Source organism: Pantoea ananatis LMG 2665, from assembly GCF_000710035.2.
Taxonomy (GTDB): Bacteria; Pseudomonadota; Gammaproteobacteria; order Enterobacterales; family Enterobacteriaceae; genus Pantoea; species Pantoea ananatis.
In genome coordinates this window covers 1,025,114-1,050,304 of record NZ_JMJJ01000004.1, presented here as the reverse complement: position 1 = coordinate 1,050,304, position 25,191 = coordinate 1,025,114, and the positions used below count along the sequence as shown (strand labels likewise).

The 25,191-nt window shown below is 54.1% G+C and carries 22 protein-coding genes; 11 read left to right on the top strand and 11 right to left on the bottom strand.

From position 1 onward, the window contains the following. Positions 1–90 precede the first annotated feature (90 nt). Positions 91–1,020 carry a DNA replication terminus site-binding protein gene (tus, locus tag EL29_RS06765; protein WP_014605891.1) on the top strand — a complete coding sequence of 310 codons (930 nt, stop codon included), beginning with the start codon at positions 91–93 and terminating at the stop codon, positions 1,018–1,020. A gap of 33 nt (positions 1,021–1,053) precedes the next feature. Here tus and fumC read toward each other — a convergent pair whose 3' ends face one another. Further along, on the bottom strand, positions 1,054–2,451 hold the full coding sequence (fumC, locus tag EL29_RS06760) for a class II fumarate hydratase (protein ID WP_013025710.1): 1,398 nt from the start codon (positions 2,449–2,451) through the stop codon (positions 1,054–1,056). Between the two features lie 198 nt (positions 2,452–2,649). Here fumC and manA point away from each other — a divergent pair, with 198 nt between their 5' ends. The 3 genes from manA to add all read left to right on the top strand — a co-directional run bounded on the left by manA (position 2,650) and on the right by add (position 6,667). Further along, on the top strand, positions 2,650–3,825 hold the full coding sequence (gene manA, locus EL29_RS06755) for a mannose-6-phosphate isomerase (RefSeq protein WP_028715106.1): 1,176 nt from the start codon (positions 2,650–2,652) through the stop codon (positions 3,823–3,825). A gap of 132 nt (positions 3,826–3,957) precedes the next feature. Continuing rightward, entirely contained in the window at positions 3,958–5,457 is a 1,500-nt protein-coding gene (locus EL29_RS06750) for a YdgA family protein (protein WP_028715105.1), read from the top strand. Positions 5,458–5,671: 214 nt separating this feature from the next. Next, complete coding sequence (gene add / locus EL29_RS06745) at positions 5,672–6,667, top strand: adenosine deaminase (RefSeq protein WP_028715104.1); 996 nt, start codon at positions 5,672–5,674, stop codon at positions 6,665–6,667. A gap of 43 nt (positions 6,668–6,710) precedes the next feature. Here the strand turns inward: add and EL29_RS06740 are convergent, their stop codons facing one another. From EL29_RS06740 to EL29_RS06720, 5 genes are all read right to left on the bottom strand, one after another. Then, complete coding sequence (locus EL29_RS06740; protein ID WP_014593655.1) at positions 6,711–7,751, bottom strand: oxidoreductase; 1,041 nt, start codon at positions 7,749–7,751, stop codon at positions 6,711–6,713. Between the two features lie 78 nt (positions 7,752–7,829). After that, positions 7,830–8,747, bottom strand: coding sequence for an arabinose operon transcriptional regulator AraC (gene araC, locus EL29_RS06735; protein ID WP_014593654.1), 918 nt, complete (start codon positions 8,745–8,747; stop codon positions 7,830–7,832). 72 nt (positions 8,748–8,819) lie between these two features. Next, positions 8,820–9,806: an L-arabinose ABC transporter permease AraH gene (gene araH / locus EL29_RS06730; RefSeq protein ID WP_013025704.1), complete on the bottom strand. Its 987-nt coding sequence runs from the start codon at positions 9,804–9,806 to the stop codon at positions 8,820–8,822. A gap of 12 nt (positions 9,807–9,818) precedes the next feature. Continuing rightward, entirely contained in the window at positions 9,819–11,339 is a 1,521-nt protein-coding gene (gene araG / locus EL29_RS06725; protein ID WP_024471580.1) for an L-arabinose ABC transporter ATP-binding protein AraG, read from the bottom strand. A gap of 144 nt (positions 11,340–11,483) precedes the next feature. After that, on the bottom strand, positions 11,484–12,467 hold the full coding sequence (locus EL29_RS06720) for an arabinose ABC transporter substrate-binding protein (protein WP_013025702.1): 984 nt from the start codon (positions 12,465–12,467) through the stop codon (positions 11,484–11,486). 365 nt (positions 12,468–12,832) lie between these two features. Here EL29_RS06720 and EL29_RS06715 point away from each other — a divergent pair, with 365 nt between their 5' ends. Both EL29_RS06715 and araA read left to right on the top strand, forming a co-directional pair. After that, a complete protein-coding gene (locus EL29_RS06715) occupies positions 12,833–14,518 on the top strand; it encodes a ribulokinase (RefSeq protein ID WP_024471579.1) in 1,686 nt (561 codons plus the stop codon). An 11-nt stretch (positions 14,519–14,529) separates the two neighbouring features. Further along, positions 14,530–16,020, top strand: coding sequence for an L-arabinose isomerase (gene araA, locus EL29_RS06710; RefSeq protein WP_014593649.1), 1,491 nt, complete (start codon positions 14,530–14,532; stop codon positions 16,018–16,020). A gap of 332 nt (positions 16,021–16,352) precedes the next feature. On the opposite strand, the gene EL29_RS06705 is transcribed toward araA, so the two are convergent. Then, entirely contained in the window at positions 16,353–17,090 is a 738-nt protein-coding gene (locus EL29_RS06705) for a hypothetical protein (protein WP_013025699.1), read from the bottom strand. A 211-nt stretch (positions 17,091–17,301) separates the two neighbouring features. Continuing rightward, positions 17,302–18,024, bottom strand: coding sequence for an SDR family oxidoreductase (locus EL29_RS06700; RefSeq protein WP_028715102.1), 723 nt, complete (start codon positions 18,022–18,024; stop codon positions 17,302–17,304). 93 nt (positions 18,025–18,117) lie between these two features. Between EL29_RS06700 and EL29_RS06695 the strand changes: the two genes are divergently transcribed. Both EL29_RS06695 and EL29_RS06690 read left to right on the top strand, forming a co-directional pair. Beyond that, positions 18,118–19,053: a LysR family transcriptional regulator gene (locus EL29_RS06695; protein ID WP_014605897.1), complete on the top strand. Its 936-nt coding sequence runs from the start codon at positions 18,118–18,120 to the stop codon at positions 19,051–19,053. Positions 19,054–19,209: 156 nt separating this feature from the next. Next, on the top strand, positions 19,210–19,908 hold the full coding sequence (locus EL29_RS06690) for an RluA family pseudouridine synthase (RefSeq protein ID WP_014605898.1): 699 nt from the start codon (positions 19,210–19,212) through the stop codon (positions 19,906–19,908). Positions 19,909–20,009: 101 nt separating this feature from the next. On the opposite strand, the gene EL29_RS06685 is transcribed toward EL29_RS06690, so the two are convergent. Then, positions 20,010–20,945, bottom strand: coding sequence for an alpha/beta fold hydrolase (locus tag EL29_RS06685; RefSeq protein ID WP_014593644.1), 936 nt, complete (start codon positions 20,943–20,945; stop codon positions 20,010–20,012). A gap of 97 nt (positions 20,946–21,042) precedes the next feature. Here EL29_RS06685 and EL29_RS06680 point away from each other — a divergent pair, with 97 nt between their 5' ends. After that, entirely contained in the window at positions 21,043–21,633 is a 591-nt protein-coding gene (locus tag EL29_RS06680) for a CGNR zinc finger domain-containing protein (protein ID WP_024471574.1), read from the top strand. A gap of 88 nt (positions 21,634–21,721) precedes the next feature. Here EL29_RS06680 and EL29_RS06675 read toward each other — a convergent pair whose 3' ends face one another. Together EL29_RS06675 and EL29_RS06670 are read right to left on the bottom strand one after the other, a co-directional pair. Then, on the bottom strand, positions 21,722–22,261 hold the full coding sequence (locus EL29_RS06675) for a DUF2058 domain-containing protein (protein ID WP_014593642.1): 540 nt from the start codon (positions 22,259–22,261) through the stop codon (positions 21,722–21,724). A gap of 395 nt (positions 22,262–22,656) precedes the next feature. Further along, the gene (locus EL29_RS06670; protein ID WP_013025692.1) at positions 22,657–23,139 is read right to left on the bottom strand and encodes a cold-shock protein; all 483 of its coding nucleotides are present in this window, start codon (positions 23,137–23,139) and stop codon (positions 22,657–22,659) included. A gap of 292 nt (positions 23,140–23,431) precedes the next feature. Here EL29_RS06670 and EL29_RS06665 point away from each other — a divergent pair, with 292 nt between their 5' ends. Both EL29_RS06665 and EL29_RS06660 read left to right on the top strand, forming a co-directional pair. Continuing rightward, a complete protein-coding gene (locus EL29_RS06665; RefSeq protein WP_014593641.1) occupies positions 23,432–24,097 on the top strand; it encodes a haloacid dehalogenase type II in 666 nt (221 codons plus the stop codon). Positions 24,098–24,128: 31 nt separating this feature from the next. Then, the gene (locus EL29_RS06660) at positions 24,129–25,178 is read left to right on the top strand and encodes a phosphotransferase (RefSeq protein WP_231963280.1); all 1,050 of its coding nucleotides are present in this window, start codon (positions 24,129–24,131) and stop codon (positions 25,176–25,178) included. Positions 25,179–25,191 lie beyond the last annotated feature (13 nt).

Genomic DNA, 25,191 nt, shown 5'->3' with positions numbered 1-25,191 from the left:
CATGACTAATAGTATGTTGTAACTACAGTCGCTATTGCAGCGCCTTGCGACTTCTGCCACATTGAGCATGTTGTAACTATGGAGAACAGAATGGCGCGCTACGATTTAGTGACTGATATGCAGCAATGCGTAAAAGATCTTGAGCAGGCGTTAGGTGCCTTGCGGCAGCAGATTGAGTCGCTACCGCTATTGATTGCCCGGGTCTTTCGTTTACCGCCCGTCGAAAAAGGTCATGAGCACGATCCTGTGACGCAACTTGCCGTTGAGCAGCTGCTTGGCATTCAGGCGCGAGACATGGCCATGAATCACTACTGCCGGCTGTTTATGCAACATCAGTCGGAAAAGCTCAGTACTAAAGCCGCCGTGCGCTTGCCAGGTGCGCTTTGTCTTGCGTGCAGCGAACAGGAAGAAACGGAGCTCACTGAGCGCATCGCGGGAATCAATCACCTTAAAGCCCGACTGGAGCACCTGATTACGGTGGAGTCCGGCCTGCCCTCTGAAGCCCGCTTTGAGTTTGTCCATCAGCATTTGCGAGGGCTAATCACCCTGAATGCCTACCGGACCATCACTGCGATCCCGGCACCGGAAAGTGTACGTTTTGGCTGGGCCAATAAGCAGGTGATTAAAAACGTGAAACGGGAAGAGATCGTTGCCCAACTGGAAAGAAGCCTGAAAGCAGGCCGCGCCCAGGCGCCCTGGACACGAGAACAGTGGGCAGAAAAGGTTCAACAGGAGCTGGCAGATGTCCGCGCCCTGCCCGCCTCAGCACGTCTCAAGATTAAACGCCCAGTGAAAGTGCAGCCTATTGCGCGTATCTGGCGCGCAGAAGAGAAAAAGCAAACCCAGCTGGCCTGCCCGTCACCGATTCTGGTGCTGTGCCGCGACCGCAGCCAGGTGCCGCAGTTGGGTGAGCTGCTGAATTATGATGCCGACAATATTACGCATCGCTATAAACCAGCCGCCGAACCGCTGTCTTTGCTGATCCCCCGGCTGCACTTATGGGTTGATTGTCTGGTGTGATATCAGGGCCGTGAAGGCCCTGACGTGCCTGACTCACTGCTTCATGCTGCCAACCATCTCTTCCGGGCGAACCCAGGCATCAAACTCGTCTTCAGTCAGATAACCCAGTTTCAGCGCCGAGGCTTTAAGCGTTAAGCCTTGCTTGTGAGCCTGCTTGGCAATTTCTGCCGCTTTGTCATAACCGATGTGGGTATTTAACGCGGTAACCAGCATAAGCGATTCGTTGAGTAACTGTTCAATTCGCTCACGCACCGGCTCAATACCGGTCGCGCAGTGGTGGTTAAAGCTGTCCATGCCGTCGGCCAGTAAACGAACCGATTGTAGGAAGTTATGAATAATCATCGGACGATAAACGTTCAGCTCGAAGTTGCCTGACGCACCGCCCATGTTAATCGCTACATCATTTCCCATCACCTGGCAGCACAACATTGTCAGGGCTTCACACTGGGTTGGATTTACTTTGCCCGGCATAATGGAGCTGCCCGGTTCATTTTCCGGAATAGCGATTTCACCGATACCACAACGTGGGCCCGATGACAGCCAGCGCACGTCGTTGGCAATCTTCATCAACGACGCCGCCAGCCCTTTAAGTGCGCCGTGCGCATGCACCAGCGCATCGCAGGTTGCCAGCGCTTCAAATTTGTTGGGCGCGGTCACGAAGGGTTGTCCGGTCAGGTCGGCCAGAGCTTTAGCCACGCGAACGGCATATTCAGGATGCGTATTCAACCCGGTTCCTACCGCCGTTCCACCCAGCGCCAGTTCTCCAAGGTGCGGAATGCTCTGTTCGATGTGCCTGAGGTTATGCTCAAGCATGGCAACCCAGCCCGAGATTTCCTGTCCCAGTGTTAACGGCGTGGCGTCCTGGAGATGGGTGCGGCCAATTTTAACGATGTCTTTAAACGCCTCAGATTTGGCGCTCAGCGTTTGTTTAAGCACGTTCAGCTGTGGGATCAGATGTTCACGCACCGCAATGACGGCCGCCACGTGCATGGCGGTGGGAAACACATCATTCGAACTCTGGCTCTTGTTAACATCGTCGTTAGGATGCACGAGGCGCGACATACCGCGCTCTCCGCCGAGCAGCTCACTGGCCCGGTTAGCCAACACTTCATTCATGTTCATGTTGGTCTGGGTACCTGAACCGGTCTGCCAGATTGCCAGGGGGAATTCGTCACTGTGCTTGTCCGCTAACACCTCATCGGCGGCGTTCACGATCGCTTCCGCCCGCTCGGCCGGTAATAAGCCCAGATCCCGGTTAACGCTCGCGGCGGCGCGCTTGGTCATTGCCAGCGCATGAACCAGCGCGACAGGCATTTTTTCTGTCGAGATGCGGAAGTGCTCCAGTGAGCGCTGTGTCTGAGCGCCCCAAAGTTTCTCAGCCGGTACATCAATTGGCCCCATTGAATCTTTTTCAACGCGATTGGCTGCCATGATTCTCTCCTTAGCACAGTTTTAGATAAGACTTAGCGTCATCGGTTGTCGATTAGCCCCTGTCTGACGCGGTTAAACTTACACAATTTTTTAACATCCTCCGAGCTTAGCATCCTTCTTGCGCGGGATATGTATTTTCCATGGCGGTTTCTGGTTTAATAAGCGCAGTCTTTTTCCGCCAGTAAGGCAATTAAAAAAATGAAAAAAATGATTAACTCCCTGCAAAATTATGCATGGGGCAGTAAAACCGCTTTAACCTCGCTGTATGGCATAGCCAATCCAAAGCAGTTACCGATGGCTGAATTGTGGATGGGTGCGCACCCTAAAAGCCCATCGACTGTGGAAGAACATGGCAAGCCCCGTTCGTTACGTGATGTGATTGCGGCCAATCCGCAGCAGATGCTGGGCGATGCCGTTGCTAAGCGCTTTGGTGAGCTGCCTTTTTTGTTTAAAGTGCTTTGTGCCGATCAGCCGCTGTCCATTCAGGTGCATCCCAGCAAACGCGCCGCCGAAGAGGGGTTTGCGCGTGAAAATGCCGCGTCAGTCCCTCTCAATTCCGCAGAACGCAATTATAAAGACGCTAACCACAAGCCCGAACTGGTCTATGCGCTGACGCCCTTCAAAGCCATCAACGGCTTTCGCGAACTGAACGAAATGGTTTCGCTGCTGAAGCCGGTAGCCGAGGCACATCCGCAGATCGCCCAGTTCCTGCGCCAGCCCACTTTGGCGAATCTTGCCCAGCTGTTTTCCTCCCTGCTTTCCCTTGAGGATGATGAAAAAACGCAGGCGTTGCGCGTACTGATGACCGCCGCACAGCAGCATCATGGCGAGCCATGGCAAACTATTAACGACATTGCGGAAGTGTATCCGCAAGACAGCGGCCTGTTTTCACCGCTGCTGCTTAACGTGATCACGCTGCAACCCGGCGAAGCTATGTTCCTGTTTGCCGAAACCCCGCACGCCTACCTGCACGGCGTCGCGCTGGAAGTCATGGCCAACTCTGATAACGTGTTACGTGCGGGCCTGACGCCGAAATATATCGATATCCCAGAATTGATGGCTAACCTTGCATTTAAAGAAAAGCCGGCCAGTCAACTGCTCACGCAACCCGAGCAGCACGAAAACAGCCTGCATTTCCCCGTACCCGTGGAGGATTTTTCGTTCTCTATTCATGCGCTTACTGATGAGCCGCTTTCTGTCCATCAGGACAGCGCTGCGTTGCTGTTTTGCGTTGAAGGCGAGGCGACGCTCGTCTGTGGTCAGCAGCAGCTGGTGCTCAAACCTGGCGAATCCTGTTTCGTGGCAGCCAGCGATCCGTCTCTGACCATTGCAGGTCACGGCCGTGTTGCACGCGTATTTAATGAGTTAAGCTGAGACGGCTGACGTCACCGCGCTTAACTGCTATTATTTCAATCTATTAGCTAAAAATGCCTGTGGGCGCTTTTTCATCCGCCGTTTGGCGCGGTCTGTCAGGCGGGTGAAATCAAGGATAAGGACGATTCAGCAATGAAAAAGACTCAAGTTGCCGTTGGTGTGGTAGTTGCTCTGGGCGTAGTCTGGACAGGTGCGGCATGGTTTACCGGCAAAAAGCTGGAAAGCAATATGGATCAGATGATCCAGAACGCCAATGCCCAGTTAACGGCGATAGCCCCGAACAGTCGTCTTAAAGTGAGCTATCAGGATTATCAACGCGGCATTTTCAGCAGTAAAATGAATGTGGTTATCCAGGCGAGCTCGCAGACGGAAGACAACCCGCTGCTAAAACCCGGCCAGAGCATCATTCTGAATGAACAGATCGATCACGGTCCTTTCCCGTTTGCCCAGCTGAAAAAATTCAACCTCATTCCCAGCATGGCCTCTGTTCACACCACGCTGGCAAACACCGATGCGGTAAAAAAACTGTTTGAGCTGACCAACAACCAGTCGTTTATCAATGCTGAAACGCGCGTGGGATACAGTGGAAGCACCGATACCGCGGTAAATATTCTGCCCATCGATTATCAAAATGCACAAACGGCGCAGCGCGCGGCCACCAGCGGCGGCACGGTGAATATCAGCGCAGATAACAAAGGCGATAAAGTTTCGCTGGACAGCGACATCGACAGTATTGCGATCACCAGCAAAAACCAGGTCGATCAGCCGGTCATGTTTACGTTAAACGGACTGAAGCTTAAAGCTGATACGCACCTGACCAGCGAAGGCGTTCGCATTGGCGATCAGTCAATCAGCGTGGATAAACTGGCTGCCGCCGTTAACGGACAGGACGCGGTGATCCTGAATAAGATGGTCGGTGATTCTGCTTTTGATAATAAAGCGGGCAAAATCAGTGGCGACATCAACTATAAAATTGATGGCGTGGAAGTGCAGAAACAAAATCTGGGCCAGTTCGCATTAAAAATGAAGCTGTCTCAGTTCGATGCGCAAAGCGTAAAAACCTTCTCTGACAACTACAACGCACAGCTGACCACGCTGATGAATCAGCCGGGCGTGGAAGATGATCCGGTTCGTTTCCAGAACGGTGTTCGTGCCATTCTGCTGAATAATCTGCCTACCCTGTTAAAAGGTGCGCCTACCGTTAGCGTTGCACCGCTGAGCTGGAAGAACGATAAAGGCGAAAGCACCTTTAATCTGAACGTTAATTTTAACGATCCGTCGACGGTAACGGGCGAGCCGCAGACGCTGGCCGCATCGGTTGATCGCGTGCTGAAAACGCTGGATTTAAAACTCTCTGTGAATATGCCAATGGCAACCGAAACCATGCGCCATATTGGCCTGGCTGAGGGCTATCAGGCGGACGACGCGCAGAAGCTGGCGGATCAGCAGGTCAAAGGCCTGGCAGCGATGGGACAGATGTTCCGTCTGACACAAACCCAGGACAACAATATCGTTACCAGCCTGCAGTATGCTAACGGCCAGGTAAATATGAACGGCGACAAAATGACGCTGGAACAGTTTATGTCGCGTTACATGCTGGGCGTGCCAACCAACGAAGGCATGCCAGAATAAGCGTTATCTTCTGGAATCAGGCGGCCTTTGGCCGCCTTTTTTATGCCAATGCCTGGCGGGTGTGCCGCTGCTGGTAAATTCATTCAGTGCCCATCACGCAACTTTGCGCAATTTATCAGCACCTGACTCACTTGTTGCGCAAATTGCTGGCGTTGTTGCGCAAGATATTTTTATAATGCTCTGCACTTTACAGATACTCGGACGAGTGCACTCCATGATTGATTCAAAACTTCCGCTTACCGACATTCATCGCCACCTTGATGGCAACATCCGTGCACAAACCATTCTTGATTTAGGCCGCCAGTTTAACCTGTCCTTGCCCGCCACTACGCTTGAAGCCCTGCGCCCGCATGTGCAGGTAACGGAAACACAGCCGGATCTGGTGAGCTTTCTGCAAAAGCTGGACTGGGGCGTAAAAGTGCTGGGCGATCTTGACGCCTGCCAGCGCGTGGCGCGGGAGAACGTGGAAGATGCCGCCAGAGCAGGCATTCATTACACCGAGCTGCGTTTCTCGCCGGGCTACATGGCGATGACCCATAATCTGCCGATTGCAGGCGTGGTCGAGGCGGTCATTGATGGCATAAAAGCCGGATGCCAGCAGCATGATATCGACGTGCGTTTAACCGGCATCATGAGCCGTACGTTTGGCGAACAGGCCTGTCTGGATGAGCTCAACGGTTTACTGGCCTTCCGCGACCATATCACCGCCGTCGACTTAGCCGGTGACGAGCTGGGTGCGCCGGGGAGTCAATTCCTCAGCCACTTTGCCCGCGCGCGTGATGCCGGTTTTCGCATTACGGTTCATGCTGGTGAAGCAGCAGGCCCGGAAAGCATCTGGCAAGCCATTCGCGAATTAGGCGCTGAACGTATCGGTCACGGCGTGAAAGCAATTGAAGATCGCGCGCTGATGGATTACCTGGCGGAGCACGCGATCGGCATCGAATCCTGCCTGACCTCCAATATTCAAACCAGTACCGTGTCCTCGCTGGCCCAGCACCCGCTGAAAGTCTTCCTGGAGCACGGCGTTCTGGCTACGATTAACACCGACGATCCTGCGGTACAAGGCATTGAGCTGGCCCATGAATACCTGCATGCCGCCCCGGCGGCAGGGTTAAGCCAGGCACAGATGCGACAGGCCCAGGAAAATGGCCTGACGATTGCCTTCCTGAATGAGGCGGAAAAAGCGGCCATTCGGGCGAAGGTGCAGTAAACAACAAGGCCGCTGATTCAGCGGCCTTTTTTTTGCGTATTGACTATTTTAAAGACAACGTCTGGCGTTTTTCTGCCGACTGTAGCCCTCGCTCAATCAGCTCCATCACCTGAATTGCCTCTTCAGCAGTGACCGGGTTCGCGCCTCGTCCGTTAATAGCATCACGGATCCCCGCATAGTAGGCCGGATAGTTGCCGGGCTGTGTCAGGCAGGTTTTCTCGGTCATGCTATCACCCTCAACCTGCGTTAGCGTGCCATCGCGCATGTCGTAGCCCCACTCTTCGCTCGGCGGAAAATCACCGGCTTTGAGACGATCTTCCTGCGGGTCCAGACCGTATTTCACGTAGCTACCTCGCGTACCGTGAACCGTATAGCGCGGTGACTCTGCCGCCGCTAACATGCTGGCATGGAGTACCACGCGTCGCTGCGGATAGGTTAACGTGGCGTGGAAGTAGTCGGTCGTTTGTGCGCCGGGACGCAGTTCAGCTAAATCCACATTGATCGCCACCGGTGGTCCAAACAGCTGCAGCGCCTGGTCCAACAGATGCGGGCCTAAATCGAACCAGATGCCGCTGCCCGGCCCTTTCATTTCACGCCAGCGTTGGCGAACCTCCAGCCGGAAGCGGTCAAAGTGCGATTCAAAATAGCGCACCTCCCCCAGCTCGCCCTCGGCAAGTAAGGCTTTTAGCGTCAGGAAATCGCTGTCCCAGCGGCGGTTGTGGAACACAGACAGCAACAACCCTTTGGCTTTGGCTAGCGCATCCAGCTCGCGCGCCTGTGACAACGTCACGGTAAAGGGCTTATCAACGACCACGTGCTTGCCCGCATTCAGTGCCGCTTTGGCCAGGGGAAAATGCGTATCGTTGGGGGTGGGGATGACAATCAGTTGTAGGGTGGGATCGTCCAACAGCGCCTGAGGATCGGCCACCACCTTTATGGAGGGCCAGTCGGCATTGACTTTGCTGGCATCGCTGCTGGAAATGGCTGCCAGCTCAACATCCGGCGTTCCCGCAATCAGCGGGGCATGAAATGTTTTACTGGCAAAGCCATATCCAATGAGTCCAACTCGCAGTTTCTCGCTCATTCCTTTTCCTCTCTATTCGCTAACCAGACTGATTTAAGACTAATAGTCTCGTCAGGACAAGGAGGATTCCCCTTAAAATCAGGAGACTGTGCTGCGGGCGACCGTCCAGGCGTGCTGACTGGCTAAATTATCGTGCACGTCCTGATTACGTCGACGAAAATCACTGGGGCTGACGCCCACACGTTTACGGAAGACGCGCGAGAAATAAAGCTGATCGTCATAGCCCACTTCGCGACCAATGCTGGCAATCGGCTCCTGCGTGGTCTGCAGCAGCAACTTGGCCCGTATCACCCGCTGATCTTCACGCCAGCGAAGCAAATTCACGCCCATCTGCTCACGGAACAGGTGCGCCAGCCGCGAAGGCGATAAGCAGACGTGGCGAGCCACTTCTTCAATTTTCACCTCGCTGGCGAGATGATTGTTCACATACTGGCAGGCTTCGATGATGCGCGGATCGCGAATTTGCTGGTGATTCCGCGGATCTTCCTCCACCGCACGCAGCAACAGGCGCTCCAGCAAATTCATCGCCAGTTCTTCGGCAAAGCGGCGTGAGGAGTTATGGGTTTGTTCAATGGTGGCAAACAGGCGATCGAATTCGCCACGCAGGGATTCGGGCAACCGCAGGCGCCCTACACCTTCCTGCTCATCCTGCCAGCGCAGCCAGTCATGCCAGTAAGCGCGCGGCCGGAAATAGACCCAGCGGTGAAACCACTGCGGGCTGTCGGGGGCACGACCGTAATAGTGGGCGGTTTTCGGCTGAAACAGCAGCATTTCACCGGGTTCACAATCAAAGGCTTTTTCGCCATCGAATACCCGGCCTTTGCCTTTGATGGTCAGGTTAAGAATATAGCCCTTCATGCCGTGCGGGCGATCGATAAAGAAATCCAGCGGACCATCCGCGGTGATAGGCGTTAACCCCGCCACCAGCCAGGCATTAAACGCGTATCCGGGCAGCAGGGGATTTTGCTGCTCTGCCGGTAATTCACGGTGATACATAATGTCCTCACTTCGTCGTTGAGTGATCACCCGCGGACGCCTTTCGCGTCCGCGGGAAGGTTTCACGCCAAATCAGACTTTATTTTTTTGTTTGTAGCGGTCAAATATCACCGCGGCTAACAGTATCAAACCACGCACAACATACTGTGAGAATGGCGAGATATTTAACAAATTCATCGCATTCTCGACGGTGCCAAGAATAAGCACGCCCGCCACCACGTAGGAAATTTTACCGATTCCGCCCTTAAGGGATACGCCGCCCAGGACGCAGGCAGAAATGACCACCAGCTCATAACCGATGGAGGTCATCGGCTGTCCGCTGGTCATACGGGACGCCAGAATGATGCCCGCCGCGGCGGAAACCAGACCTGAAAGGATAAAAATAATGATACGAGTCCGCACTACCGGTACGCCTGCCAGTCGCGCGGCTTCTTCATTGCCGCCGATAGCCAGCGTGTTGCGTCCAAACGTGGTTTTATTCAGCAGGAAGGCAAAAATCACCATGGTGGCCAGGGTGATCCAGATGGGGGCAGGCACGCCCAGCCAGTTGGCGAAGCCCAGCACAAAGAAGCGCTCGTCTTCGATGCCGACCGCTTTACCATCGGAGAAAATGTAGGCCAGACCACGCACGATCTGCATTGTCGCCAGGGTCGTAATCAGGGCGTTAATCTTCAGTCGTGCAATCACGAAACCGTTGATAAAGCCGGTCGCCATTCCAAGCAGCAGCCCGGCCCCCACGCCAATCCACAGGCTTTCGGTCATGTTAATGACCACCGCCGTTACTACGCCTGCACAGGCGATAACGGAGGCAACCGAGAGATCGAAATCGCCGGATGCCAGACAGAACAGCATGCCGCAGGCGACCATGCCGGACATCGACATGGCCAGCCCCAGGCCTTTCATATTGATAAAGGAGCCGAAGTTGGGCACAAACACAGCACAGGCAATAAACAGCAGTGCAAAGACCACCAGCATGCCGAAATTGTCCCAGATGCGACCAAAATGCAGACCACGGCGTGGCGCTGCTGGCGGCGTATTAGATGTCGTGGATGAAGTCACGGTACTCTCCTGTCAGGCCACGGCGGCCGCTTGTGTCGTTTTAGGCATAGCCAGGCTCAGCGTCTGCTGCTCCGTAGCCTCGTCATGCAGTATTTCTCCGGCGATAGCCCCTTCACGCATGACCACAATGCGATCAGCAAGGCCCATCACTTCCGGAAGATCGCTGGAAGCAAACAGCACCGCAATGCCCTTGTTTGCCAGCGCATAAATCAGGTTATAAATTTCGTGCTTGGCCCCAACGTCAATGCCGCGCGTGGGCTCATCCAGCAGGATCACTTTCATCTCCTCTGACAACCAGCGCCCCAGAATGGCTTTTTGCTGGTTGCCGCCAGAGAGGTTCATGATCAGCTGATCGGCACTCGGTGTTTTGATGTTGAGCGAACGAATATGACGGTCAGCGTTCGTGGCTTCCCAGCCGTTTTTAATCAGGCATCCGGCGGTCAGGTTATGGCGACGGGCGCTGATGTTGATATTGTCGCGGACCGAATGTACCGGAATGATGCCTTCGGCTTTGCGATCTTCCGGGCAGAGCATCACGCCAGCACGGATAGCATCGATTGGGGCACTGAGCTTCAGCGGTTTGCCATCCAGCAGCACCTGACCGCCACGCAGTCGCGTTGCGCCAAACAGCCCTTTCAGCAGCTCGCTGCGCCCTGCGCCAACGAGGCCAAATAAGCCGACAATTTCGCCCGCGTGCACATTGAGCGAAATCGGCGTTCTGACGCCCTTCGCTTCCACATTCTGCAGTTCGAGCCGCACGGCGCCTTTTTCACGCGGCGAATACCCATAAATGTCGCCCAGATTACGCCCGACCATCGCCTGAACCAGATCGTCGTGATGCGTGTTGGCCATGTCGGTAAAGGTTCGAACATAGCGGCCATCTTTAAAAACGGTGATGGCGTCGCTGAGGGCAAAGATCTCTTCCATACGATGCGAAACGTAGAGCACCACGCGCCCTTCTGCCCGCAGCTGACGGATAACCCGGAACAGGTTATCGATTTCCCGTGCAGACAGTGAACTGGTGGGCTCATCAAACGCGATGATGCGCGCATTGCGCGCCAGCGCTTTGGCAATTTCCACCATCTGCCATTGCCCCAGAGACAGGTATTTCAGCGGCATGTCGGGATCAACGTCCATGCCTAAGTTTTTCAGTTGCAGTCCGGCTTCGTAACGCAGCAGTTTTCGGTTGACCAGCCCGCGCTTGTGCGGCAACTGACCGAGATAAATATTTTCTGCCACGCTCATTTCGGGGACTAAATGCAGTTCCTGGTAGATAATCGCCACGCCCGCGTCCAGCGCGTCAGTGGTGTGCTGAAAATTAACCGGCTTTCCTTTGATACGAATTTCACCGCCGCTCGGCAGATAACTACCACTGAGGATTTTAAGCAGTGTCGATTTACCGGCACCGTTTTCTCCCATTAGCGCATGCACCTGACCACCGTGGCACTCAAAAGAGATGTCCTGTAACGCTTTGACGCCGGGAAAGGTTTTACTGATGCCATGAAACGACAGAAAGGCTGAATCAGTGTTCATGGTTTCTCCAAAAAATGGCGTTGATGATTCGGGCCACCGGCAGTTAAGGATTTATCCTGTTACCCCATTGGGTAACGCTGTAAAACCCCTGCTTTCTCTGTGGCCCGATAATGACTTTACCTGTGCTGCCTCAGCAGCCTGCTGTTACATCAACCCTTTCTTCGCCAGCTCGGCTTTAAAGTTGTCGCGGGTGATTAACACCACGTCGGTGACTTCAGTGAATTTCGGCGGTTCCTGACCTTTGCTCACCCAGTTGTAGAGCATCTGGCTGCTCTTATAACCGTGGATATCCGGGCTTGGCAGCAGAGATCCATAGAAGCCGGTTGCGTTGGCCTTCGACAGTTCACTCACCGCATCCACACCGTTAATACCGATACCGATGACGTCAGCGGCTTTAAAGCCCTGTCCTTCGGTTGCGCGCACGCCGCCCAGCACGGTGTTGTCGTTCATGCCGACAATCAACCAGTGTTTCACTTCCGGGTGCTGAACCAGCAGAGAGTTACCCGCATCGAATGCGCCAGGGATATCATTGGACTTGGTAGGCACCTGGTAGATCTGTTTTTCCGGGAATCCTGCGGCTTTTAGCGCATCCATCGACCCCCCGGTACGACGACGGGCGGTATCCAGCTCGTTCGCCGTAATCGCCATCACCGCCGTGTCTTTTGCGTCCCAGCCGCGTTTTTGCATTTCTTTATAGAGTTCCTGACCTTGACGCTCACCAATCTTGGTCGCCGCCATCATCACTAACGGCACGCTATCCATGGGTTTGCCTTTGGCGTTGACGAACTGGTCATCCACCGCAATCACTTTCAGTCCGTAGCCCCGTGCTTTTGCCATAATGGCCGAGCCCAGCTTGGGATCCGGTGTACAGATAACAAAACCTTTCGCGCCGCTTGCCGCAAGGCTGTCTATCGCATTGAGGGTTTTCTCACCGTCCGGAACGGCAATTTTGATGACCTCGAAGCCCAGATCTTTTCCGGCCTTATCGGCAAATTTCCATTCCGTCTGGAACCACGGCTCCTCGGGTTGCTTGACCAGAAAACCCAGCTTCATGGTCTCGGCGATAGCTGATTGTGACATAACCGCTGCCAGCCCAATGGCTGCCAACGCTTTAGTGAATTTATGCATGATGCTCTCCGGCGCTAGTTGTTTTATCGCTGTTAAAACCGAATTGGTGTAAACGCTACCAGTTAACTTTCTTTTAGGGGTACAGAAGTAAATCAGGACGTTAGCGCGAGCCGCGATGGTAGCCTGCTTAAACGTTGGCCTATTTTTAACGGGAATGGAGAAGAAAAATGTAGAGCGGTATCACATCTTAAAATCACGACAGAATGATCCATATATTCAGCGAATTTAACCGTCTCTTAACTTTTGCAATGGATCACAATTTCACTGCTGATGGCAGAAAAGTGCATATTCTCAGCCAGCCGTGACTAACCGTTATTTCTTACACATCACAGGATAAGGAGGTTTATTCATAACAGGAGATTCAAATGCGTACTGAAGCCATCACCCTGGGACTGGACTTTGGTAGTGATTCGGTGCGTGCGCTGGCGGTGGATTGTCACTCTGGTCAGGAGCTGCAAAGTGCCGTGGCAAACTATGCACGCTGGCAGCAAGGCCTTTACAGCGATCCTCACAGCAACCGCTTCCGTCACCATCCACAAGACTATATTGATGCCATGGAGCAGGCCATGCTCGAGGTGTTAAATGCGTTGAGTGAAGAACAACGCGCTGCCGTCGTCGGTATCGGCGTTGACAGTACCGGCTCCACACCCGCGCCTGTTGACCGTGACGGCAAGGTTCTGGCGCTGCGGCCTGAGTTTGCTGAAAACCCGAACGCGATGTTTGTGCTGTGGAAAGATCATACGGCAATTGAAGAAGCCGAAGAGATCAATCAGCTGTGCCGTAGCGGCCGCTTTACCGACTACAGCCGTTACATTGGCGGCATTTACTCTTCTGAATGGTTTTGGGCAAAAATCCTTCACGTGACGCGTCACGATGCAGCGGTGCGCGAGGCCGCAGTCTCCTGGGTTGAACTGTGCGACTGGGTACCGGCATTGCTCAGCGATACCGTTGCCCCAGAAAAACTGCGCCGTGGACGCTGCGCCGCCGGTCATAAAGCACTGTGGCACGGCGACTGGAACGGCTTGCCGGATGTGGAATTTCTGAATGCGCTCGATCCCCATCTTACTCAGCAGCTTGACTCTCCACTGTTTAAAGACACCTGGACCGCGGATTTGCCGGTGGGCACGTTGAGTCCCGAGTGGTCACAGCGCCTGGGGTTATCCCAGCAGGTGACGATTTCAGGCGGTGCCTTTGACTGTCATATGGGTGCAGTGGGCGCAGGCGCACGGCCCTACACGCTGGTGAAAGTGATTGGCACCTCCACCTGCGACATTCTGATTGCGGATACTGAGAAGGTGGGCGACCGCGCGATCAAAGGCATTTGCGGACAGGTCGATGGCAGCGTGGTGCCGGGCGCAATGGGTCTGGAAGCCGGACAGTCGGCGTTTGGCGATATTTATGCCTGGTTCAGTCGTCTGCTCGGCTGGCCGTTACAGCAGGCGGCGCAGCACCATCCTGAACTAAAACCGCAACTGGCAGAGATGCAAAAGTCGCTGATCAAAAACCTGACTGACGCCTGGGCCGCCAATCCGCAATTGGATCATCTGCCGGTGGTGCTGGACTGGTTCAATGGCCGCCGTACACCGAACGCCAATCAGCGCCTTAAAGGTGTGATCACCGACCTTAATCTCGGCACCGATGCGCCAGCCCTGTTTGGCGGCCTGATTGCGGCGACCGCATTTGGCGCCCGCGCCATCATGGAGTGCTTCGAGCAGCAGGATATTCCGGTTGAGAACATTTTGACCCTGGGCGGCATTGCCCGTAAGTCTCCCGCCATTATGCAGGCCTGCTGCGACGTGATGAATCGCCCGCTGGATATCGTCTCTTCAGATGAATGCTGCGCCCTGGGCGCCGCCATCTTCGCCGCCGTGGCCGCCGGTGTTCACCGCGACGTCGAGCAGGCACAGAACGTGATGGCCAGCCCGATTGACGTCACGCTGCAGCCCGATCCGCAGCGCGTCGCGCGCTATCAGGAACTTTATCAACGCTATCAACAATGGTGCGTGACGGCAGAACCTCATTATGCCGCACGTTCCGCTTCCGCTAAGTAAAGGAGTGGTTTATGCAACAGTTCAACGTGTGGTTTGTCATTGGTACACAGCACCTCTACGGAGCGGAAACGTTACGTCAGGTTGAGCAGAATGCCCGTCAGGTGGTGGAAGGTCTGAATCAGGCGGGGCTGCCTGTGCGCCTGGCACTCAAACCGCTGGTGAAATCGCCAGATGAAGCGCTGTCGCTGTGCCGTGACGCCAGTCACGATCAAAACTGTGTGGGCATCATTACCTGGCTTCATACTTTTTCGCCGGCCAAAATGTGGATCGGCGGTTTAAACGTATTAACGAAACCGTTATTGCAGTTTCATACCCAGTTCAATGCCGAAATTCCGTGGGACAGCATGGACATGGACTTCATGAACCTGAACCAGACCGCTCACGGCGGTCGTGAGTTTGGCTTTATCGGCGCACGTATGGGCCTGCAGCACAGCGTGGTGACCGGCCACTGGCAGGATAAACACAGCCAACAGCGCGTGGCCAACTGGATGCGCGCCGCGCTGGCCAAACAGGCCAGTCAGCACCTGAAAGTGGCCCGTTTCGGCGATAACATGCGTGAAGTGGCCGTAACGGAAGGCGATAAGGTCGCGGCACAAATCAAATTTGGCTATGCCGTTAACGGCTGGGGCGTGGGCGATTTGGTCGAAGTGATTAACGGCGTCAGCGATGGCGATGTTAATGCACTGGTCGATGAGTATGAGAGCCAGTACCGCTTTACCGATGTCGCCGCCGTCGGCGGTGAAAAGCGGCAAAACGTTCTGGATGCCGCGCGCATTGAGCTGGGCCTGAAGCGTTTTCTGGACGATGAAGGCTGTATGGCATTCACCACCAACTTCCAGACGCTGCATGGCATGACCCAGCTACCCGGCCTGGCGGTACAGCGCCTGATGGGCCAGGGCTATGGTTTTGCAGGCGAAGGCGACTGGAAAACGGCCGCCCTGCTGCGCATTTTCAAAGTGCTGGCGGGCGATCGTCCCGGCGGAACCTCCTTTATGGAGGATTACACTTACCACTTCTCACCGGGCAACGATTTAGTACTGGGTTCACATATGCTGGAGGTGTGCCCGTCCATCGCGCTGGAAGAGAAGCCGCTGATTGACGTTCAGTTCCTGGGCATTGGCAACAAAGCCGATCCGGCACGACTGATCTTCTCAACACCGGCAGGCCGTGCCATCAACGCCAGCGTGATCGATATGGGTGACCGCTTCCGTCTGCTGGTGAACGTAGTGGACGCCATCGAGCAGCCCAAACCTCTGCCAAAACTGCCCGTGGCCCGTGCGCTGTGGAAAGCTCAGCCATCGCTGGCAACGGCCTCTGAAGCCTGGATCCTGGCGGGCGGCGCGCACCATACCGTGTTCAGTCAGGCACTGAGCCTGGATGATATGTATCTGTACGGTGAGATGCACGGCATTGAGGTGCTGGTGATTGACGAACATACCCAGTTGCCTGCGTTTAAGGATGCCCTGCGCTGGAACGACGCTTACTACCATATGAAGCGTTAAGATTGCTGAGACGTTGCGAACGGGTCAGATTGCTGGCCCGTTTTTTTATGGCTTGCCGCCGACCTTATCAACTCAGGCGGTCAACCGTGAATCACCCGAGGTAATACAATCGGATCAGTACGCCTTGAGTCACGGCTTTGCTTCTTCTTTTTTATCTGTTTCGTTATGAGGTTCTGCGTCAATTCGAGCCTGTTTCTGTGCAGTCAGTAGGCTGATGCAAAAGGGTTATCTGGCAGCAGAAATTAACATACGGGCTAGACGTTCTTTGTACAAAGGGCACAGGCCTGGATCACTCATTGCCTGCCACGTTACAGCGGCAGGCAGATCTGGATTTATTTTTTCAATAAACGTGGCAGTTGATTATCAAGCTCAAGAACACAGGCATCCATCATCTTTTGCGTTTCCTGGGTCACTTTAGCGTAATTGTTGGCCTTCCAGTCACTGAGCGGTGCTGTCGCCGGTTTCGGTGCACACTCTGATACCACATAGGCGCTGAGAATATTGCCGCCTTCCGGACGTTTATAGAACAGCACGCGGTAAGTTAAATCGTAGTTGCTGTTATTGGCCGACATATCGCTATAAACCAGTGACCATTGCGCCGCGGCAATGAACAGCGGCTGTGTATAAGCATATCCGTTGCCATTTTTATCGAGCCAGCTTTTTATTTTCACTACGGCTTTTGGGGTAAAATAGTGCGCCGTAGGTTCGGGCAGCGCATCAACAGAGGTGCCTTTATAACTGTTTTTGTCAAAAGAGCCGGTGCTGATTCCCCCACCTAACACTGCCGTTAGCACAGACATTCCCACACCCGCACCGGTACTCACCGGTGTGACTTCGCGCAGTTTTACGTCTGAGTAATGATTGTTATTCATATCCACTGGCGCATAAATCGTCTCAACAGTCAGCGTGCTGCCGTTATCGGCCTTAACGACCTGAGCATTATTTTTACCTGCGCATCCCACCAGAAAGACTAATGACAACGTACCCGTTATTAATAACTTGCTCATATTTATCGCATTCCCTTTACGTAAAAAGCCCTTGTTTCCGATTGTCTCTTTAAGGATTTCCAACCGGATTCCAGCTTCTATAACGGGTAAAAGAGAAAAAGCTTTAGGATTTTTTCATTAATTTTTGATGAATACTCATGGCTTAGTGTCGGTCAAGCATGATGGTGCGCGGGAACCTTCAGGCAGCTGACGGGTACCTGTGGTTCAGCAAGCGCCCACGGATGCCCTCACAGAAGAGGCCTGAATATCACCCTTTCCATCACTGAATGGCGGTTTACCACGTCACCGGCTTGCCAAAGCGATCCAGATACTCCAGCCCCGGTCGGCCCCGCTTGTGCTCGATGACGTTCACGATATCAGGCAGGGTTTCCTCAAGGCTAAAGGCCCCCTGTTCACCGCCTAGAGCCGTGCGAATCCAGCCCGGTGCCAGCAGTAATAAAGCCCGGTCCGGATGAGAGCGCGCCTGCCGTGCCGCATAGCTTCGCATATATTGATTCAGCGCGGCTTTAGAGCCGCGATACACTTCTCTTCCCCCTTTCACATTATCCCCCACGCTACCTTGACCGGATGACATGACGCCAATCAGTCCGTTGGCTCTGACTCGATCCTGACAGGTTTCAACAACCCGCATTGGCGAAAGCGCATTCGTTACCATGACGTGAATAAAATCTTCGGTACTGACCTCTCCAATCGTCTCACTCTGGTTGGGATTCGCCGTGCCGGCATTCACAAAAAGCGCGTCATAGCAACGATGCTGCAACCGCGATTTAAGCTGAGCGATTTGATCGGTATCGTTGATGTCCAGTTGTTCAATGGTAAGTGCATGCGGATAACGTGCAGACAAATCCTGCATAGCCTCGGGATGGCTGTTACGCACCGTTGCCGTCACTTCCCAGCCGCGGCTGAGCAGCTCACTGGTCATGGCCAACCCGATACCTCGTGAGGCACCTATTAATAACATTTTGGGCTTGTCGGCCTGCGATGAATAAAGCGTCATAAGAGTTACTCCTGCTGGTTGCGGAAATAACGACTTTAATGCGCAAAGAACAGTTGAGCCAGACGCACAGGATGCAATAATAGATTGCGTCTGATGCAAGGGTCTGACTTTATGCCTGATATTGATCTGAATTTACTCACTGCGCTGGATGCTTTGCTGACAGAGTGCAGCGTGACACGCGCAGCGAAGCGGTTGGGGCTCAGTACCTCCGCCATGAGCCGCACGCTAGGCCGCTTACGCCTGGCGACCGGCGATCCGCTTCTGGTTCAGGCCGGGCATAATATGGTTCCAACGCCCTATGCCACTGAACTGGCCACGCGCGTCCATGAGACGACTATGGACGCGTTCGCCCTGCTGCGCCCCGCAGATAAACGCCTCGATCTTTCTACAACCGCGCGCAGCATCGTCATACGGGCGAATGAAGGATTTATCGATTTAACCGCCGCCGCGCTGCTTAACGAGCTTCGCCAGACCGCGCCCAGGCTACGACTCATTTTCGTCAATAAATCAGATAAAGCGCCGCAGGCGTTGCGTGAAGGCAAGATTGATCTTGAAATTGGTGTGCTGGGTACGGATGCGCCGGAACTCAAAACCAGGCTGCTATTCAGCGACCACTTTGTGGGCATCTGCCGACGCGATCATCCGCTGCTGGATAACCCAGGCGTGACGGCAGAGCGTTACGCCAGCTTTTCGCATATCGTCATGTCCAGAAATAATGCCCGCTCTGGGCCTGTTGACGCCGCGCTTGATGCGCTTCAACTGCGCCGGGACATTCTGATGTCCGTTCCGACTTACAGCAGCGCCATCAATATTGTTTGCCAGACAGACCTCATTGGGCTGGTACCCTCATCCGCGCTGGTCGGGCCCAACCGGCGCGCCGACCTGGTGCATTTCGATCTGCCTGTGGCTACACCGGTGATAAAGGTGCTGGCTATCTGGCATCCAAGACTGCACGCGGACCCGGTGCACCGCTGGCTTCGTGATACGATCGTCGCCGTTTGCCGCCGGGAACAGGGTAAAACCAAATGAATAGCGCGATGTGATACCGGGTCGACACAGAGACTCGCGATCTTGCAAGCCGGTATCAGACTTTTTTCCTTTCCGGGCTGACGCTTATAGCGCCCCATTCGCCTGGAGGGTGAAAATTCGTTATCATCAGCGCCTGTTCACGCCCCAGGCACACTGATGTCTACGATTGTTGATACTTTTATTGCCCCGCCGTGCCATGAGGAGATACGCATTCTCTATCAGGACGACCATCTGGTGCTGATCGACAAGCCCAGTGGGCTGTTGAGCCTGTCAGGCAAAAACCCCCAAAACCTGGACTCGGTACACTATCGCCTGGTGACGATCTTCCCCGGCTGCACACTGGTGCACCGGCTGGATTTTGGCACCTCCGGGTTGATGGTTGTGGCGCGTAACAAAACCATTAACGCGGCGCTCAGCCAGCAATTCAGCGCGCGCACGGTGGCTAAGCACTACAGCGCCCTGCTGTGCGGGCATTTACCGGATGAAGAAGGCATCATTGATGCTCCCATCGCGAAAGACCCAGCCCGGTTTCCACGGATGTCTATTTGCGCCGAATGGGGCAAGCCTGCCCGTTCCCGTTATCGGGTTGTTGAGCGTTTTAACCTTAAACGGGATGACGCCAGAGTGATTCCCCTGACGCGCGTGACGCTGATCCCAGAAACCGGTCGCACTCATCAGTTACGTATTCACTGCCAACTGCTGGGCCATCCGATTTTAGGCTGTGACCTCTACGGGGGGCTTTTGCTGCCGGGCATGGAACAGACGCCAAGGTTAATGCTTCATGCCAGTGAACTGCAGTTTATTCATCCCGTTACCGGTGAGCCCTTTCACATCGTCAGCCCCAGCCCGTTTTAACGCAACGCCTTTACATTGGCGCCAGGAACACGGCTGACATTGTTGTGCCGGGCCGCTCCAGCCCGCAAACGCCTCTTCTTGTCACGGCTCAAGGCACCAGTTTACTTCAGGTGCAGGTTGTTCAGAAAGTCGGTAATAGCCGCAGCGATCGCCAGACCGTGCGTTTCCAGCGCAAAGTGTCCGGTATCATAGAAGCGAATCTCCGCATCGGGCAGATCCCGTTTCCACGCCTCGGCACCAGCCGGCAGGAAGAAAGGATCGTTTTTTCCCCACACCGCCAGCAAGGGGGGCTGAAACTGACGGAAGTAGTTCTGAAAGACCGGATACAGCGCCACGTTTGATGCGTAATCCAGCAGCAAATCGAGTTGAATCTCCGCGTTACCTGGCCGAAGAATGTGCAAACCCTCAAGCGTGTAACCATCCGGTGAGACACGACTTTTATCGGGCACGCCCTCAAGATATTGCCATTTGATCGAAGCTGGCGTTGGGAAGTCTCTCAGCGCGTCACGGTTTTCCTGGCTGGGCTCCTGCCAGTAGCGCTGGATCGGTTTCCAGCCCTCACCCAGTCCTTCCTCATAGGCGTTACCGTTTTGAGAAATAATGGCCGTAATCCGTTCCGGATGACTGACGGCAAGCCGCCAGCCGACGGGGGCGCCATAGTCATGAACCATCAGCGCATAGCGCTCCAGCTTAAGCTGTTGCGTTAACTGTTCAATAGTGATTGCCAGCTGGCTGAAGGCGTAAACGTATTCGCCTCGTGCCGGAGATTCCGTGAAGCCAAACGCAGGCAGGTCGGGTGCAATCACGTGGTAGTGCCCGGCAAGATGCGGGATCAGGTCTCTGAACATAAATGAGGATCCCGCGAAGCCATGTAACAGCAGTATTGTCGGCCTGTTGGGATCGCCCGCTTCGCGGTAAAACACATTGACGTCGCCAACCTGTTCGTAGCGGTATTTTACGCCATCCCGTTGCTGTGCATCGTTAACGTCTTGCGTACGCAAACTGTCTGTCGTCGTAATGGATTTTGAAGCCGCCATGATGTTTCCTTATGATGTAACCGTTAAAGTTATTATTTGAAGGTTACGATCTGTTTTGCTAACCTGTCAAATATGTTTTTAACAGTTACAGGTAGCTATGAATCCCGATCTCAACACCCACGACTTCCTTTTCCTGGCGGATAACCTCGCACTGGACTTTATCAATAGTGAATACGGCGTGGACGAGCAGCGACATGACTGTTTCAGCGACGATCGACGCGTGATGCTCTGGCTGGAGATGGCAGGGATCTTGCCGGATGGCGCGCCTTTGCAGGCACCTGATGGGCTGTTACATGAAGCGCGGGCGCTGCGCGACAGTGCACGTGCACTAGTCGATGCTGCGATGAATGGCTTATCTGCGGATCTGACTGTTCTTAACAGGCTCTATAAGGACGGGCGCCCGACGAAGCGACTGGCGTGGGATGATGACGCGCAGCGATACCAGATCGCGGTTAGCCACGAGGAGATAAGCACAGCCATCCTGCTTTGGCCGGTGGTCAACGCACTGGTCGAGCTTGTTGTCAGTGACAGCTTTACGTACGTGCGCCAGTGTGAAGCACATGACTGTATCCTGCTTTTCCATGACCTCAGTAAATCGCACCGCCGCCGCTGGTGCAGCATGGCGACCTGTGGCAATCGCATGAAAGTCGCGGCGTTTCGATCCCGAAAGCGATCGGATCAGGTTTGATTATGGCTGCAAACGGCACGAGCCCTGCGGCGAGAGTGCGCAGCACTTTGCAGCAAGGCTCAGCGGTTATCCCGCCTGATTGCAATCATTACCACATCAAATCATCGGGTACTTTGAAATCGGCATAGGGATCGTCTTCATCCTGGGCTTCCTGACTCAGCGCACTGTTTAAGACAATACTGTTGGCATCACGTTGGGCAATTTTATCAGCAACGCTCGCGGGAATAATGGCGTAATGGCTCTCTTCGCTGTTATCCACCTGCAAACGTGCGATCGCCAGACGGCCGTTGATAAGTTGTGCCTGGGTGGGCTTATCCACCATGATTTTTTTAATCAGGTTGTTATCTGTGAAGTTAAAACCGATATCACCTCGGGAAATATCGATTTTGTTCATGTCAATCAGCTGCTTCACCTGCGCCTTGTACTCTTTTGAAAGCACAGCCTGCCGTTGTTGTTCATTGAGCTGCTTGTCACGCTCTTGCTGGGCTTTTTTGTTCTCTTCTACAGCTTCGCGCGCCTCGCGGGCCTGAACACGCGATTTTTTGGCCGTTCTCTGGACCTTGTCCATTTTCTTACTGGTGACTAATCCTGCTTTTAACAGCTGCTCTTGTAAGGTGAGTTTTGCCATCTTGTTCTCTGAATCTGATGAGGAATGGGCGGGATTATACCTGAGGCGATAGCAGATTGCAGACGCTGATGTGGTGCGCACTTAAGATTCGAGCGGACGTTGTATGTGCTAAGTCGTGAGGTTCCCCACGTCGGGTCCGGTATCCGTCAGTCGCTCATCCCAGGGTTAGCGTCCTGCAGATGCTGGCTGAGAGGGAGCCGGTGGTTCGCTAACGCAATCTCGGCTATGCGGAACAGAGACGACGTTGAAGGAAGTCTGTAAGCTCATCAAGAGGCGCACTGGAATATAACAAAACTGTTAGTCACAGGCGGGAAGGCGCGAAGAGAGATAAAAAGAAGGCATAAACGCCGCCAGCGCCCTGTCAGGCGAGGCACTGGCAGACAGGTCTGATGATGTCAGACCTTGAGCATTTTTACCGTGGCATCAATGTCTATCTCATCTTCAGAGAAGATTAAGGTTGCGCCCTGAAAGGTGGTGATGGCCAGTTTTTTCAACGTACGCATCTCATCGGCCTGGGCTGCGGATTTAGGTTTGATATTGTTCATCAAGATGCCCACAGACAGCACCGTATTTTCTTTATCAATACGGCTGCTGGCAGGCACTTCCTCGCTGAAGACCACATAAGACTTGATGGCAGTGAGCTTGATTCGCTCACCCGCGATAAAAATGTATTTGCTTTCGGGCAGGACTTTCACCGCAAAGGCCGACAGCCCTTTATTGTTGGTGGTGGGTTCAAACGTCACCGCCGCATCTTTCTTAATCAGATCAGGGTTGGCGACCTTAATCACGTGAAAATACCGGTTATCACCGTTTTCATCTTTGATAAAGCCAAAGCCTTTATCCTGAAACCAGGTTGTGATTGTTCCATTCATCGCCATTACCGCCTACCTAATCGTTTATCTACTCAATTTTTTCAGCGCGCAGTGTAAAACACAATGCGGGTGCAAACTACGTCTTTGGGCTAAGTGTGGCCGATAAATTTCTGCTCTGCACCTAAGCGTTACGGGCAGAGAAGTCGGGAAGACCATGAGGGCGTGGCTGGCGGCAGATAAATAATGCCGCCCTCCGCTGTGAATTGAGCAAAAACCACTCCGTTACCGGGTCAATAAGAAATTATCTGTTCGGTCACAGCGATATACTTCTTTAAAACAAATCAAAGAGGTTAATTGCATGATTTATCAGCCAAAATTTATCAGCTTCGACTGCTACGGAACGCTCATAAACTTTGAAATGGGGCCGACCGCTAAGGGGCTTTTTGCCGACCGGATTGCAGAACAGCGAATGCCTGCGTTTCTGGACAGCTTCCGTTTCTACCGGCTTGATGAAGTGCTGGGTGACTGGAAGCCGTTTTTTCAGGTCGTTGAAAACGCTATTCAGCGGGCCTGTAAAGCGCATGATGTGGAGTACCGCGATTCTGATGCACTCACTCTCTATAACGCGGTGCCGACCTGGCAGCCACATCCTCACGTTGTGGAAACGCTGGAATTGATCTCTCAACATATTCCGTTAGTGATTTTGTCGAATTCCATGGTGGATCTTATTCCCCACAGCGTCGCCCATCTTAAAGCGCCTTTTCATGCGGTCTACACCGCTGAAGCGGCTCAGGCTTATAAGCCGCGTGCACAGATTTTCGAATACATGTTTGACCAGTTGGGCTGCGGACCCGAGCAGATGATGCACTGCTCCTCCAGCTTCCGTTATGACCTGATGACGGCATCCGACCTTGGATTTATGGCCAAAGCGTTTATCGATCGTGGGCATGAACCCGCCTTAGAAGGTTATGGCGTTGATCGGCTCACCGACTTCCGCCAGCTTGCCGGCCTGCTTGGTCTTTAATGCGTCTCTGGGTGCGGAGAAACGAGGAAATATGATGCCTGATGAACAGAGGCCCAAGGCGGTCGCACTCAGCACAGCTGCGCCAGCGCTTTCGCTGCCGGCTATCCAATCTTTAGTGTCTGAAAAATATGGCATTGAGGGCACCGTCCTGCCGCTGGCCAGTGAGCGCGATCAGAACTGTTGCATCGAGCAGGCCGACGGCACGCGCTATGTGTTAAAGATCAGTAATCCCTCTGAAGCGCTGTCCATCGTGGATTTTCAGATTGCCGCGCTTAATCACATCGCCGAGTCCGCGCCCGGGCTGTCCACGCCGCGCATCGTGCGAACGCTAGAGGGCTCCCTGCGTGACAACGTCACTCTTGACGGAGGAGAAATAACGACCGTCAGAATGCTGACCTATCTAGACGGTATACAGGTTAAGGATACGGAGAGAACCCCAGCACAGCGTTGCGCGATGGGCACCTGCCTGGCCCGGCTTGACCTGGCTTTACAGGCATTCAGCCATCCCGCTGCCAGCCACGATCTTCTCTGGAACGTTTCAGCCGCGCATCGCCTGATGGATAAGCTGGAAGACCTTGTCGATCCCACCCGCCGCAGGCTGGCTGAAAAATTTATGACGCGTTTTATCACCCATATCCTGCCGCGCCTTCCGGCGCTGAGGGCACAGGTTATCCATAACGACTTCCATCTCTACAACGTGATGGTTGCGCCAGAGGCGCAGGATCGTATTACGGGCATTATCGATTTTGGCGACATGCTTTATGCCCCCCTGGTCGGCGAAGTCGCAACCGCGGCTGCCTTTCAGATGGCAGGCAGCGTCGATCCTTTTGCCGGCGCCGCCCAGTTTGTCGGCGCCTACCACCAGACGCTCCCGCTTACCGATCTGGAGCAGGCGGTCGTAACCGATCTGATGGCGACCCGTCATCTGATTACCGTTTTGATTACCGAGTGGCGCGCGGTTCGCTATCCACACAATCGCGCCTATATCATGCGGCACAATCCAGCCGCGTGGGAGGCGCTGTCTTTAATGGCGGATCTGTCTCGCGATACGGCACGTGACCGACTGCTGGCTAAACTCTGAAACCGGAGAATTG